Below are 13,112 nucleotides of genomic sequence, written 5' to 3'. Positions count from 1 at the left end.
CCATTGGTTCTGACGATGACGTCATTTCGATTATGCAAGCAAGATATTTATTTTTAAAAAGAGAAGTTATCCGTGGCGAAATTCATTTTCACTGACAACTTGATAACTGTGCGATGCTGCGTCATAGCTAATGATGACTACACGATCACCGCGTTTTAACTGTTCTGAGGATGGGGCGCGTATTTGTAGAATTAACCCCGCTCCACCATCTTCTAATAGTGCCTCGCCATTTTGTTCAGTTACCGCTCCTGACCGCACGGTGGCGTATTTACCAATAAGCTGTTGTACTGTTTTTGGTTTATTGAGGCTTATTAGTTTTTTGCGCACAGGTTTTAAGCACAAAGCAGTTAAATGAAGAGAGATAAATAGGGTGATCGCAAAAACGGCGAAGCTGACGAGATAGCGTAATAAGTCAGTATCAATGAAGCGAATAAAGATATGTACGCTGAAATAACTGATTACCCAGCCAAAAAGAGTAAATAACGTGACAATAATAGTGACAGGGATCCCTGCTAAGCCAAGCTTAGTTAACCAGCCAGCAAAACCGGTTGCATCAATACCGGCATCAAATTCGGTATCAATATTAAATACGTCGATATCCAATAAACCAAAAGCGGCACATAACCAATAAAATAAAACAATGATTAGCAAACCACTAAAGATAATTGTTGGGAACATCAAACTGTTATGGAAAAACAAACTCATAGGGTTTTCTCTTTATTATTAATACATTATTGAGTTTACGTGAAAAGTAACGTTTGTTTAATTTATCACCATAAAATAATTTAACTTAATAATATATTTTTTAATTAATAGCAGTATCAGACTAGTCTATAAGCACTTTTATTTTTTGGAAGTTTCTTATAACACTGGTTGTTTATCCAGTTTTATTTGGTGAAGTTATTCCTAAAGTCTTATCGATAATAACAGGGCATTGATAGGAGAGAATTTTACCATTAATCGTTAAGTTGATGATAATCATTCTCAAACAAAGAATGGGGGTTTAAAGTACAAAATGGGGAGAATAGAGTTGATTAAGGTGATAAATTTGCGCTTCACTGTTTAAAGCATCTATGAAGCGCAAAAAAGTAAGATTAGTCTATCAAGTTCAGGAATGCCGCACCTCGTGCACCTCCAGAGTCACCATAACGTGCTTTTTCAATTGCAGGTAGTGTTGCGATGTCATAAAGGTATTGTGGAAGCACTTCTGGTAGTTGTTTATAGATCTCTTCAAACTGTGACAAACCTCCGCCAATAACCACTAAATCGGGGTCAAAAACAGTGACAATTTGCCCCATAAACATCGCAAGTAATGACATATAGCGGTTAACATGTTCTTTTGCTTGAATATCACCTTGTTTATATTGTTCGATAATTTCGATAGCGGAACGTTTTTCATTGGTGAATGAGGAATAAATACGCTCAAAGCCTGGGCCTGATAGGTAGGTTTCAAAACAAGCAATTTGGCCACAGCCGCAAGTTATTTCAGGAACTTTTTCCCCTAATAGCTTGGCTCCACGAACGCTGAGGTTCATGTGGCCTATTTCCCCTGCGATCCCATTTTTACCGGATAAAACTTTGCCATTTATAATAAACCCACCGCCCACACCAGTCCCTAAAATTAAACCAAGGACGGTAGGGTAGCGTTTGAAATCAGGGTCCCAAGCTTCTGATAATGCAAAGCAATTTGCATCATTTTCCACTTTTACTGGGCGTTGTAATATATTAGCAAGATCATGAATTAAAGGTTTGTATTGTGCAGTAGGGACATTGGTTGTAAATACGGTTCCTTCAGCATGGTTTACGATACCGGGGACGCCAACACCAACTTTTCCTTGGCAATTAAATTTTTCATCTGCTTCGAGTGTGAGTTCGAGAAACGTATTTAAGAGCGTTTGGTAGTCATCTTTGGGTGTAGGAACACGCTTTTGCCAGACCTGATTTAATTCGTTGTCAAAGACAGCAAGTTCAATTTTTGTCCCGCCCATGTCAAAGCCGTAATACATTTTCATCTTCCCCTAATGGTTTATTTATTAAAAAGATAACGTATCTATTTGATAAATAATAAATGATGGAATCTACTGGTCTAATTATACAAAAGTTCATCAGAGGATAAATTACTGTTTTGGTTTTTATTTTGTATATGGCATCTTTTCTTAACTTTTAGCCTTTTTGAACCTTATTGAATAAAAAATAATTGCACCACTATTTTAAATGCGTTATTGTTATATTATAACATTACATTTAGGTGGTTATTATGAAACAGGGGATCCATCCACAATACCGCACCGTGGTTTTCCATGACACAAGCGCAGACGCCTATTTTAAAGTAGGTTCAACAATAAAAACTGAAAAAACAATCGAGTATGAGGGTGAAATATTTCCATATGTCACGCTTGATGTCTCTTCTCAGTCACATCCGTTTTATACCGGTAAACAGAAAATGATTTCTCAGGAAGGTAAAACGGCACAGTTCCAGAAACGCTTTGGTCGTTTTTTACAGTCAGAGGGTAAATAAAGATGAAAGTACTGAGTTCATTAAAAACGGCAAAAACCCGTCATCCAGATTGCCAAATTGTTCGCCGTCGTGGGCGGGTGTATGTCATTTGTAAAACAAACCCGCGCTTTAAAGCGGTTCAAGGCTGTAAGAAAAAACGTTAACTATTGAATTTAAATATAATTATAAAATTTCCTGTATCGCTTTATATTCTATTTGCTTAGCCATTGCAGATTATTGCTCTCTGCCGTGGCTTTTTTTATTTGTTTTTTTGTCCACTGATTCCCTCGATTATTAGCATGATTACTAATCTTCTTATTATTAGTGATGAAATTCACTTGCACATAGATGCATATTTTGTCAGGTTTAATACATTCGAAAAATTTCTAGCTTCAATTTTTGTGAATACTGAATGAATGATAACAATGACGGTATTTACTTTGTGGAGTCGAAACTAGAAATTTCTTGGTAAAAATTTAAACGAACAGGGTGAGTAAAAATGAAAAATGTAGGGTTTGTTGGCTGGCGAGGAATGGTCGGCTCAGTATTGATGCAGAGAATGGTAGAAGAACGTGATTTTGATGCGATTCATCCTGTTTTCTTTACCACATCACAACATGGTGCCGAAGCACCTGTTTACGGTGGTCATCGTGGTGTTTTACAGGATGCCTTTGATATTGATGCATTAAAAGCGCTGGATATTATTATTAGCTGCCAAGGTGGTGATTACACTAATGAAGTTTATCCTAAACTTCGTGAGTCTGGTTGGAATGGTTACTGGATTGATGCGGCGTCTTCATTACGTATGAAAGATGACGCGATCATTATTCTTGACCCAGTGAATAACCAACATATCCAAGATGGGTTAAATAAAGGCATTAAGACCTTTGTTGGTGGTAACTGTACGGTAAGCCTGATGTTGATGTCTTTAGGTGGGCTGTTCACTAATAATTTAGTGGAATGGGCATCTGTTGCAACTTATCAAGCAGCATCAGGGGCAGGGGCTCGTAATATGCGTGAGCTTCTGGCACAAATGGGGTCTTTACATACTCAGGTCGCTAAAGAACTCCAAGACCCAGCTTCTGCTATTTTAGATATTGAGAAAAAAGTCACAGATTTCACTCGTAGTGGCACAATGCCAACGGATGCGTTCGGTGTACCATTAGCGGGCAGCCTGATCCCATGGATTGATAAAGCATTAGAAAACGGTCAAAGTCGTGAAGAATGGAAAGGTCAAGCGGAAACGAACAAAATTCTTGCAACAGGCAATAACATTATTCCAGTTGATGGTTTATGTGTACGTATTGGTGCGCTGCGCTGTCATAGCCAAGCTTTCACATTGAAGCTGAAAAAAGATGTTCCGTTGAATGAAGTTGAGCAATTGCTTGCCTCACATAATGATTGGGTGAAAGTGGTTCCTAATGACCGCGAAATCACTATGCGTGAGTTAACTCCAGCGGCAGTTACTGGTACGCTTAGCACTCCTGTTGGTCGCTTGCGTAAACTGAATATGGGCCCTGAATACTTATCTGCCTTTACGGTTGGTGACCAATTATTGTGGGGAGCCGCCGAGCCTCTTCGCCGCATGCTAAGAATTTTATTATAAGCGCGGCACAGCGATAAGTCGTATTCGATAAACCTGCATAATTCAATATGCAGGTTTTTTTGTACCTAAATCAGTGACGAGTCGGTTCATTCTGCGGTGGCTGGTGTTCTAACTCTTTTGCCAAGAAGTAGTTCAAGAATGTTCGGATCACGGCAATAATACCTAATTTGATAAGGCTATCTAAATCAGGGTCGACGGTCGTTGCTAAAATATCCGCAGCGAGTTGGAACTCCAATGCAGTCGCTAACCAATCACCAAAACAATAGCGAGCGGTACGTGCTTTTTGGGTTTTCATCCACACGATTAGGGTCTTGATTAACCCAATCACCACGCAGATGACTGAAATTGCTTCTAAAAGTAACTGGAGTACGTGAACACTAGACACCAGTAATTCACGTAAAAAAACTAAATCGAACATTAAAACCTCGATAGGTAAGCAGGATTCATATTTGTTAACTATGGGCAAATATTCGCAAAATATCGAGTTTTATTGTGGATCTATCGTCTCAGAAGGTAATTGGCTAATGGATAAAATATTTCGATTGCCATCGATTACCTGAATATTTTTATTGGGTTGATAACATTCACGTAAAGGTGATAAGCAAGCTTGCTGTGAACCTTGTTGTATATTAAGCCAATCACTGATTAGCCAATAATTATTCGCAGTAGAATAGGGAGACTGTAAATTTTCTGGGCTGATACTTGGTTTACTGGCGCTTTGACTGTACCAAATCAGCAAGGGGATTTCATAGGCTTCTTTTCTTGGGTTGTTAACGCCATGGTGGTAGTGAATATTGTTATCGCTGTCTAGGCGTTGCAATGCGTGGTCTGAATAGTACATTAAAGTCGCAGGTTTCCCTTCGAGTTGTTGCATTAGGCTTTCGATAAATTTATCGGTATAAGCAATTGAACTGTCGTAGCAATCGTCATCGTCTTGGCCGCTAAATTTTTTTAGCTCATCTTCAGGAAAACGGTTACAGGCAGGTTCATGGCTGCCATAAGTATGTAACACAATGAGTTTTTTCTTATCAGTAGGGTCATTGATCGCGTTATTGAAGTCATCTTGCAGCTCTTCATCGTAGCCGACAAATTCGTTCCACGTTTTCTTTTGTGACATAGAAGCAATAGCAGAAATGATACTGGTACGTTTATTGGTTTTTCCCTGGTTGCTGACCCAATAGGTTTTAAAGCCCGCATGATTGGCTAATGAAATGATATTGTCCGAATAGTGTGATTTATCCTGCATTTGCTCAAAGCGAATATTAGACAGTGAAATAGGGACTGACAAGATAGTCACAGGTGCAGGGGAATAAGCTTGTTGAAACGCCAATATTTGTGATTTGCGCTTATTTAAGTTAGGCGTTGTATTATACTGATAGCCGTAAAAACCCATATGATCACGGCGCAATGACTCACCAATGACAAGCACATAGATTTCAGTTTCAGATGCTTTTTTCTGGTAGTTAAATGCGACCTTTTGTGATGATATTTTTTTTATGCCTCTGTTTTCATATAAATTTTTGACTAAAGCCGCCGCATTGTAGAAAGGGGTATTTAAGAAGTATTTTTCTGTGATCAATAATGCGCTATCAGGCTTGCTTAGTAATGAGGCGTAATAGGTTGGAATAGCTAATAGATAGCCACAAAGTAGAGCCATACTTGTCGTTGTTATACGACGATTCATGTATTTTGCACATTGATGAATACATGCTAAATAAGCAGAAAAAACAAATAAATAAAAAATAACATAACCAATGTTATAGGAAAGCATTCCTACGGTTTCACTGCTATTGGTATTGATAAAAGTTTCTGCAATCGAAGAAGAAAAGCGGATATCGTGTTTTTGATAAAAGAAGAATGAAACAGATAAATTGAGAGCCCACAGGAGTGAAACAAACACAGTGAAAATTTTGCCAAGCAAAAAGCGATAAATACCAGCACATAACAGTATTATCAGCGCCCCTGAAATGACGATGGCAATGTCAGCCATAATGCTGGCATCTCCACTGAAAAATACAGGGGTGATAGATATCAATAATGCATAAATTGAAATAATAAGTTGGCGTATCATAGTGTTATTTTACGTATTTTTGACCTTACCTGAGGTTATAGAGACAATTAAAAAATAGTTAATTAACATCTAATTAACTTAGGGCGTTGTTTGTTTATAACATAAAAAAAGATAAGATAATCAAAATAGTGGCGTAAAAAACTGTAAAATCTCGTGATGTTTAGTCATGACCTGCCCCCCACAAGTTGCGAGGGGAGGTAAAGTATTGAGTTAGAAAGTTACCGCAATTTTGGCATCAATATTGTTATCGTGATAATTTTTTGATAAAAATTTATTATAATTAATTGATAGCTTAGTATTTTCTTTTATATTGATATCGGTACCGACTTTTAATGCGACACCATGGCGTGATGCAGGAACACTATGCGTTGTAAATGAGCTCGTGGTATCGGTAAAATTCAATTTTAGTCCTCTATTTAAATTTCCGTATTGATATTGCCAGTTAAGCTCACCGTGTAAACCGATATTTGATGTTTTACTCAATTTCCATTGGTTATCAAGGCGTAGCCCAAGGGTTGATAACACCGTATTGATGCGCTGTTTACGTGCCTGTAGTGATGTGCTGTTGATGTTCTCATTAATAGCATGATTCATTGCGCTGATATAAGTGAGATTGGTAAATGGCTCAATATTTATCCCTTTTGAGTTAATTGGATAGGCCAGCTCCATAAATGCTTGATGTGTATTGGTATAATAGCTCGATGAGTGACTTGTACCATCACTGATTGAGCGTTCGGTATGAATGAGATGTGAAGTGTGACCGAGCCCTGCACGAACCGCGATAGGTTGCCATAAAGCGCTACCATAAATGGCGGCATGGTAGTTATTACTGTTAGCGTGGTCAAAGTGGTTAGATAAGTCACTTTGGCTAAAACCTGCGGCGATACCTAATGTCATTTTTTCGTTAATAAAACGTCGATTTGCCCCAAGCAATAAACCATAATTTGATGATTTATACCCAGTGGCATTGTTATCGTCGGTCGTTTTATCCCAATCATAGAGCATTTTGACCCACACATTGCCTTTGTTTTCGCTACCCCATGATTCAGATAAGCGAGCTTGCTCAAGTAGTGTTTCTTTAATCTGACGGCTATTATTTATTTGATTGGATAATACGTCAGCGTATATTTGGCCTGTGACATTGCTAAATATCGTTTGAGCTTGTTGTTTTGTTTGGCTTTTCAACGTTTGTTCATAAAGCGCATGGTGCGTAGGAAGTGTTTCAATGGCTTCAGCCACTGCGATTTGGTTTTGTGTTGCTGCCGTGCTGGAAAATGCCGTGTTATTACGCCCTATTTTAAGTGTGACTTCTTTGGGGGAGTAATTTAGCGTCGTTCCAATAAACTGGTAATTAGGTACAACGGCATCAAATTGGCCATCAATCCCTTTTTGAGCAGTTAATATCGTATATTGTGTATCAAATAGTTGGTTGATATCTTGCTTAGAAAGCGGGCTATTTTGATTTTCAAGAGTGACACTGACGGTCCCGCCCTTTAATGAAGCTGAGCCTTGGCTGATGATCTTATCGTTTTTACCTGCTGGATTGATTTCAACCAAATAATGGCTATCTGGTGCAAAACTCACGGAATCAACAATATTAATTGTGCCAACTGAATGGCCAGGTGCAACAACAGCGCCTTGGTTGGCGGTTAATTGATGAATGCTTCCATTGCCCGTTAGTAAACCGTGGTGGTTAATATTAACGGAAGCTCCGATTTTGCCGTTATCTAGGACCAGCGCGCCTTTATTGATATCTAATGAAGAGTTTAAGGTTTTTTTCAGGGTGACGGTTCCGCCATTAATATGGGATTTTTGCGAGTATTTATTTTCACCCGTTAAGACTAAATGGCCTTGGTTTACTGTAAAGCCTGCGAAGGTATTGTTGCCAGATAATACTAATGTTCCTTGGCCCTGTTTCGTTAACTTTCCTGTGCCTTGTATATTGTTTGTCCATTCATCTAACTTTCCAAAATTAGCAATATCAAAGTCATTAGTGTTTTGGTTGACGATAAAGTTTTCATATAAATAAGCGGGGCCATGATAAGCCGCAGGTAGGTTAATTAATCCCCAATAAGAGTTCGGATCATTTTCTTTGATATTCCAACCTGCAATTGACTGGCTTGGATATGCTGTGCTGGCTAAAATATTATTCCATTGTGCATTATTCAAGTAAGGGAAACGTAATCGAAGTAAATAACCCGCCGTTTTAGGGATATTTTTAGGGTCGATCATTGGTGTATCTTGTATTTCTTTTTTTCCATAATAACCAATGTGGTCATTGGTAATAGGGGAAGAAACGGTTAGGCAATTTTGTATGTTATTTGAACATGATGATGAAATGTCATTACGAATATTTTTTGCCGATTCAACAATGAATTTGGTGTTTTTTTCATCGGATAGTAGCTGTGATAATAAATAATAATTACCTACACGGGAAGCGATGGTATCGGTGGCGAAGTGTGCGCCAACAATCACGCGGCTTTCACCGTATTCAATCGCTCGGTTGAACGTTTCACTGCCTTTTTCAGGGAAAATCATCGCTAATACGGCAGCTTGTTTAAAACCATTCCACGTATGGCCACTAGGGTAAGATGAGCCCTGTATTTGTGAGTAGCCCGCAATATAATGGCCTTCATCATTCAGCACTTGATAAGGGCGACCGCGTTTAAAATGGTCTTTAAGAATAAAATCGACTGACCGAGTACGCTGCTTTTTTTTATCATAAGCACGAGTACTTGTGTCATGTAATAAATTGATTTCTTTGTATTGGCTATGGTTTCTTAGGTTAATATCATGTTCGCCAAACAGGATGGTTTGATAACTATTAAACAAATAACCTGAGTTTTGGGATTTATCCGCGAGTGCTAAATTTTTCCTTTCACCTGTAATACTGATGTATTCGTTGCTAATCAGCCTATCTCGCTCAGCAACTTCGCTACCTTCTTTAGGTGTATCATTAATAATATTGTGCTTTATATCTTCAAGCCATGCATTTCTTGTATCGATAATATTTTTCTCTAATTCTAAAAGATTCGTTTTTGCTGTTAGAGTATTGGTGAATATGAATGGCAATAAGGTCATTGATGCTGAAATAAAAATTTTTCTCATTATAACTCCGCCGATGCTATTGGTAAAAATTTCATTTGGCGGAGTTTATTTATAATATATTTATCTTTTATGACAGTTTTAAAAATAAAAAAACGTTATTAATTAAAGTGATAAGTTTTATTTTTAATTGTTTTGTTTTTTACGAAGAGGCTTTTTATTGATTGGTTTTGTTTTTCTATTATTTTATTATTGGTTTGATTAAATGGTAAAAATAAAATAATAGCTATAAAAAAAATCATAAAAAAATAACCCCAAACTTTCGTTTGGGGTTATTGAATAACGTTTAATTAGCAGAATAGTTAAATATCAATATTTGCTGCTTTTAATGCATTCTCTTCGATAAATGCACGGCGCGGCTCAACAGCATCACCCATTAATGTGGTGAATAGTAAGTCGGTTGCAATTGCATCTTTCACCGTTACACGCATCATACGGCGCGTCTCAGGGTTCATGGTAGTTTCCCAAAGTTGCTCAGGGTTCATTTCACCAAGACCTTTATAACGCTGTACGTATAGGCCGCGACGTGACTCACGTGTTAACCAAGCCAAAGCTTCTTCGAAGTTACTGATATCTTGACGGCGTTCACCACGCTTGATGTAAGCACCTTCTTCAATTAAGCCACTGATTAAGTCACCTAAATGAGTGATACGGCGGTATTCACTGCCATGAACAAAATCAAAATCGAGATTATAGTCGGTATCAACACCATGGGTGCGAATACGAATAGTTGGTTCGAATAATTGACGTTCACGGTTTTCGTTAATGGTATAACTATATGTGCTACCGAATTGCTCGTTATCTTCTAAGCGCTTAACCAGAGTTTTAGCCCATTCTTCCACTTTTTCGCTGACTTTTAAATCATCTTCAGTCAAGGTTGACTGATAAACCAAGCTGTTAAGTAGGGCTTGAGGGTAAAGGCGCTCAAGACGACGAATAATACGGTGTGCGGCATTATATTCGACAACCAGTTTTTCCAGTTCTTCGCCTTTCATTGCTGGAGCTTCGGCACTTAAATGCAGTTCAGCACCATCAAGGGCGATAGAAATCAGGTAATCGTCCATCGCATCGTCATCTTTAATGTATTGCTCTTGTTTACCACGTTTCACTTTATACAGAGGTGGTTGAGCGATAAAGATATGACCACGTTCAACAATTTCAGGCATTTGGCGGTAGAAGAAGGTCAACAGTAACGTACGAATGTGCGAACCATCGACGTCCGCATCCGTCATGATAATGATGCTGTGATAACGCAGTTTGTCTGGGTTATATTCATCACGACCAATACCACAGCCTAATGCCGTAATCAGGGTCGCAACTTCTTGTGAAGAAAGCATTTTATCGAAACGCGCTTTCTCTACGTTTAGAATTTTACCTTTCAGTGGCAAAATGGCTTGGTTCTTACGGTTACGGCCTTGTTTTGCAGATCCGCCCGCGGAGTCCCCTTCCACAAGGTACAGTTCAGATAGCGCAGGGTCACGTTCTTGGCAGTCAGCCAGTTTACCTGGCAAGCCAGCTAAGTCTAACGCGCCTTTACGGCGAGTCATTTCGCGGGCTTTACGTGCTGCTTCACGTGCGCGTGCTGCATCGATGATTTTACCCACAACGATTTTCGCGTCGTTTGGGTTTTCCAGTAAATACTCAACTAATTTCTCATTCATCATCGTTTCAACCGCCGTTTTCACTTCGGAAGAGACCAATTTTTCTTTGGTCTGTGATGAGAATTTAGGGTCTGGAACTTTTACTGAAATAACTGCAATCAGGCCTTCACGTGCATCGTCACCGGTTGCGTTGACTTTGCTTTTCTTCTGATAGCCTTCTTTTTCCATGTAGTTATTCAATGTACGCGTCATTGCTGCACGGAAACCAGCGAGGTGAGTTCCCCCATCACGCTGAGGAATGTTATTGGTGAAGCAGTATACGTTTTCTTGGAAACCATCATTCCACTGCATTGAAACTTCGACGCCAATACCGTCTTTTTCAGTTGAAAAATAAAAGACAGAAGGGTGGATAGGGGTTTTGTTACGGCTTAAATACTCAACAAAGGCTTTAATACCGCCTTCATAATGGAAATGGTCTTCTTTGCCATCGCGTTTATCGACGAGCTTAATAGAAACACCTGAGTTTAGGAACGATAACTCACGTAAGCGTTTTGCTAAGACGTCGTATTCAAATTCAGTCACACCTTTGAAGGTGTCCATGCTTGGCCAAAAACGAACGCGTGTTCCTGTTTGGTCGGTTTCGCCGACTACAGTCAGAGGCCCTTGAGGCTCACCGTGTTTGTAGATTTGCTCATGAACTTTGCCATCACGGCGGATAACTAATTCTAATTTTTCAGATAAGGCGTTAACAACGGAAACCCCAACACCGTGTAAACCACCGGAGACTTTATAGGAGTTGTCATCAAATTTTCCGCCAGCGTGCAGAACGGTCATGATAACCTCTGCGGCGGAGACGCCTTCTTCTTCGTGGATACCTGTAGGGATACCACGTCCATCATCCTGTACGGAGATAGAGTTATCGGCATGGATAGTGATCACGATATCATCACAAAAGCCTGCGAGGGCTTCGTCGATAGCGTTGTCGACAACCTCGAAAACCATGTGATGAAGACCTGTTCCATCGTCTGTATCACCGATATACATGCCCGGGCGCTTACGCACCGCATCCAGTCCTTTTAATACCTTGATACTTGAGGAGTCATATGTATTCGACATCAACGTTTCCTGCTCTTTCTATTCCTGAGGTTGAACTTCTATTTTGCCATGTTCTACACTAAACATCTTGCTATTTGCATCTATCATATCATTAACTTGCTCAGGTGTAATGGCACTGACAAACACTTGCGCTTGTGTAGCTTTGAGGCGGGCTGCCAGCAATTGGCGACGGCCTGCATCAAGTTCAGAAGCAAAATCATCCAGTAGATACAGGCATCGTTGCCCGCTCTGATGGGTGAAAAATTCACCCTGCGCTAACCTTAATGCACACATAAGTAGCTTCAATTGCCCCCGCGAAAGCATATCTTCAACAGGGGTTCCATTTGCTCGTATACGCAAATCCGCTTTATGTGGCCCTGAAGCGGTATAGGTTAGCGCTCTATCACGCTCAAATTGGCGCTCTAATTGTTCTGAATAATCAATTTCTTTATCCCAACCACGTTGGAAGGATACCGAGAGTGAAAATTCGGGTAAAAACTGTTGGCAAGTTTGCTCAATATTTTCGGCAATACCTGCAATATAGTTATGACGCCATTGGCTTATTTGCTCAGAAAGCGGTGCCAGTTGTTTATCCCAATGACGAATTTGCTCATAACGGGTAACTTGTCGTAAAGCGGCATTACGTTGCTTTAATAACCGTTTTAAATCTGACCATACTGAAAAAAACAGTGGGTCATTGTGAAAACAACCCCAATCAATAAAAGCCCGCCGATATTTAGGACCACCATTTAGCAAGGTAAACCCTTCTGGGGTAATCAATTGCATTGGCAATAATTTTGCTAGTTCTGCAATTTTATGGCCATCAGTACCGTCTATTCGAACTTTACTGTCACCATCACGGTTTTTGCTTAAACCTAATGAAAGGTCGTTTCGCTGTTCATCTAAATGGCTAAGTTTACCATGAAGAATGAATTGTTCTTGCTCATGACGAATAACTCTGTTCGCTTGAATGCTGCGAAATGCACGACCATGACCGAGTGTATATATGGCTTCCAATATGCTAGTTTTTCCGCTCCCATTGGGGCCAATTAAAAAATTGAACCCATTAGCAAGGGAGAGATCCGCATTTTCAATATTTCGAAAATCACGGATCAATAAACGCGAAAGGATCATAAA

General features: G+C 39.4%; 10 protein-coding genes. 3 read left to right on the top strand and 7 right to left on the bottom strand.

Annotated elements, in window-relative coordinates; genetic code table 11:
• Nucleotides 1–66 precede the first annotated feature (66 nt).
• A complete protein-coding gene (locus PSE83_RS12680; protein ID WP_136134570.1) occupies nt 67–705 on the bottom strand; it encodes an OB-fold-containig protein in 639 nt (212 codons plus the stop codon).
• Nucleotides 706–1,094: 389 nt separating this feature from the next.
• Entirely contained in the window at nt 1,095–2,006 is a 912-nt protein-coding gene (nagK, locus tag PSE83_RS12675; protein ID WP_272660902.1) for an N-acetylglucosamine kinase, read from the bottom strand.
• Between the two features lie 251 nt (nt 2,007–2,257).
• Between nagK and PSE83_RS12670 the strand changes: the two genes are divergently transcribed.
• From PSE83_RS12670 to asd, 3 genes are all read left to right on the top strand, one after another.
• On the top strand, nt 2,258–2,518 hold the full coding sequence (locus PSE83_RS12670; RefSeq protein ID WP_004906261.1) for a type B 50S ribosomal protein L31: 261 nt from the start codon (nt 2,258–2,260) through the stop codon (nt 2,516–2,518).
• A gap of 2 nt (nt 2,519–2,520) precedes the next feature.
• Nucleotides 2,521–2,661: a type B 50S ribosomal protein L36 gene (gene ykgO, locus PSE83_RS12665; RefSeq protein WP_004906260.1), complete on the top strand. Its 141-nt coding sequence runs from the start codon at nt 2,521–2,523 to the stop codon at nt 2,659–2,661.
• 335 nt (nt 2,662–2,996) lie between these two features.
• Entirely contained in the window at nt 2,997–4,103 is a 1,107-nt protein-coding gene (asd, locus tag PSE83_RS12660) for an aspartate-semialdehyde dehydrogenase (RefSeq protein WP_004906258.1), read from the top strand.
• 70 nt (nt 4,104–4,173) lie between these two features.
• Here asd and PSE83_RS12655 read toward each other — a convergent pair whose 3' ends face one another.
• The 5 genes from PSE83_RS12655 to recF form a co-directional block, all read right to left on the bottom strand.
• Nucleotides 4,174–4,521 carry a DUF1622 domain-containing protein gene (locus tag PSE83_RS12655; RefSeq protein WP_004906256.1) on the bottom strand — a complete coding sequence of 116 codons (348 nt, stop codon included), beginning with the start codon at nt 4,519–4,521 and terminating at the stop codon, nt 4,174–4,176.
• Nucleotides 4,522–4,590: 69 nt separating this feature from the next.
• The gene (locus PSE83_RS12650; protein ID WP_136134572.1) at nt 4,591–6,174 is read right to left on the bottom strand and encodes a phosphoethanolamine transferase; all 1,584 of its coding nucleotides are present in this window, start codon (nt 6,172–6,174) and stop codon (nt 4,591–4,593) included.
• Between the two features lie 210 nt (nt 6,175–6,384).
• Nucleotides 6,385–9,282, bottom strand: a complete 2,898-nt coding sequence (locus tag PSE83_RS12645; RefSeq protein WP_164564170.1) for an autotransporter domain-containing protein — start codon at nt 9,280–9,282, stop codon at nt 6,385–6,387.
• A 299-nt stretch (nt 9,283–9,581) separates the two neighbouring features.
• Entirely contained in the window at nt 9,582–11,996 is a 2,415-nt protein-coding gene (gene gyrB / locus PSE83_RS12640) for a DNA topoisomerase (ATP-hydrolyzing) subunit B (protein WP_004906247.1), read from the bottom strand.
• Between the two features lie 18 nt (nt 11,997–12,014).
• Nucleotides 12,015–13,109 carry a DNA replication/repair protein RecF gene (recF, locus tag PSE83_RS12635; protein WP_004906245.1) on the bottom strand — a complete coding sequence of 365 codons (1,095 nt, stop codon included), beginning with the start codon at nt 13,107–13,109 and terminating at the stop codon, nt 12,015–12,017.
• Between the last annotated feature and the right edge of the window lie 3 nt (nt 13,110–13,112).

Origin of the sequence: Providencia sp. PROV150 (genome assembly GCF_028481025.1) — a bacterium.
Taxonomy (GTDB): Bacteria; Pseudomonadota; Gammaproteobacteria; order Enterobacterales; family Enterobacteriaceae; genus Providencia; species Providencia hangzhouensis.
This window is presented reverse-complemented; position numbering and strand designations above follow the sequence as displayed.

What these genes read in the sequence shown, in the direction of transcription:
- PSE83_RS12650 (WP_136134572.1), bottom strand. Translation starts at nt 6,174, where the DNA reads ATGATACGCCAACTTATTATTTCAATTTATGCATTATTGATATCTATC.
- PSE83_RS12680 (WP_136134570.1), bottom strand. Translation starts at nt 705, where the DNA reads ATGAGTTTGTTTTTCCATAACAGTTTGATGTTCCCAACAATTATCTTT.
- asd (WP_004906258.1), top strand. Translation starts at nt 2,997, where the DNA reads ATGAAAAATGTAGGGTTTGTTGGCTGGCGAGGAATGGTCGGCTCAGTA.
- recF (WP_004906245.1), bottom strand. Translation starts at nt 13,109, where the DNA reads ATGATCCTTTCGCGTTTATTGATCCGTGATTTTCGAAATATTGAAAAT.
- nagK (WP_272660902.1), bottom strand. Translation starts at nt 2,006, where the DNA reads ATGTATTACGGCTTTGACATGGGCGGGACAAAAATTGAACTTGCTGTC.
- gyrB (WP_004906247.1), bottom strand. Translation starts at nt 11,996, where the DNA reads ATGTCGAATACATATGACTCCTCAAGTATCAAGGTATTAAAAGGACTG.
- PSE83_RS12670 (WP_004906261.1), top strand. Translation starts at nt 2,258, where the DNA reads ATGAAACAGGGGATCCATCCACAATACCGCACCGTGGTTTTCCATGAC.
- PSE83_RS12645 (WP_164564170.1), bottom strand. Translation starts at nt 9,282, where the DNA reads ATGAGAAAAATTTTTATTTCAGCATCAATGACCTTATTGCCATTCATA.
- PSE83_RS12655 (WP_004906256.1), bottom strand. Translation starts at nt 4,521, where the DNA reads ATGTTCGATTTAGTTTTTTTACGTGAATTACTGGTGTCTAGTGTTCAC.
- ykgO (WP_004906260.1), top strand. Translation starts at nt 2,521, where the DNA reads ATGAAAGTACTGAGTTCATTAAAAACGGCAAAAACCCGTCATCCAGAT.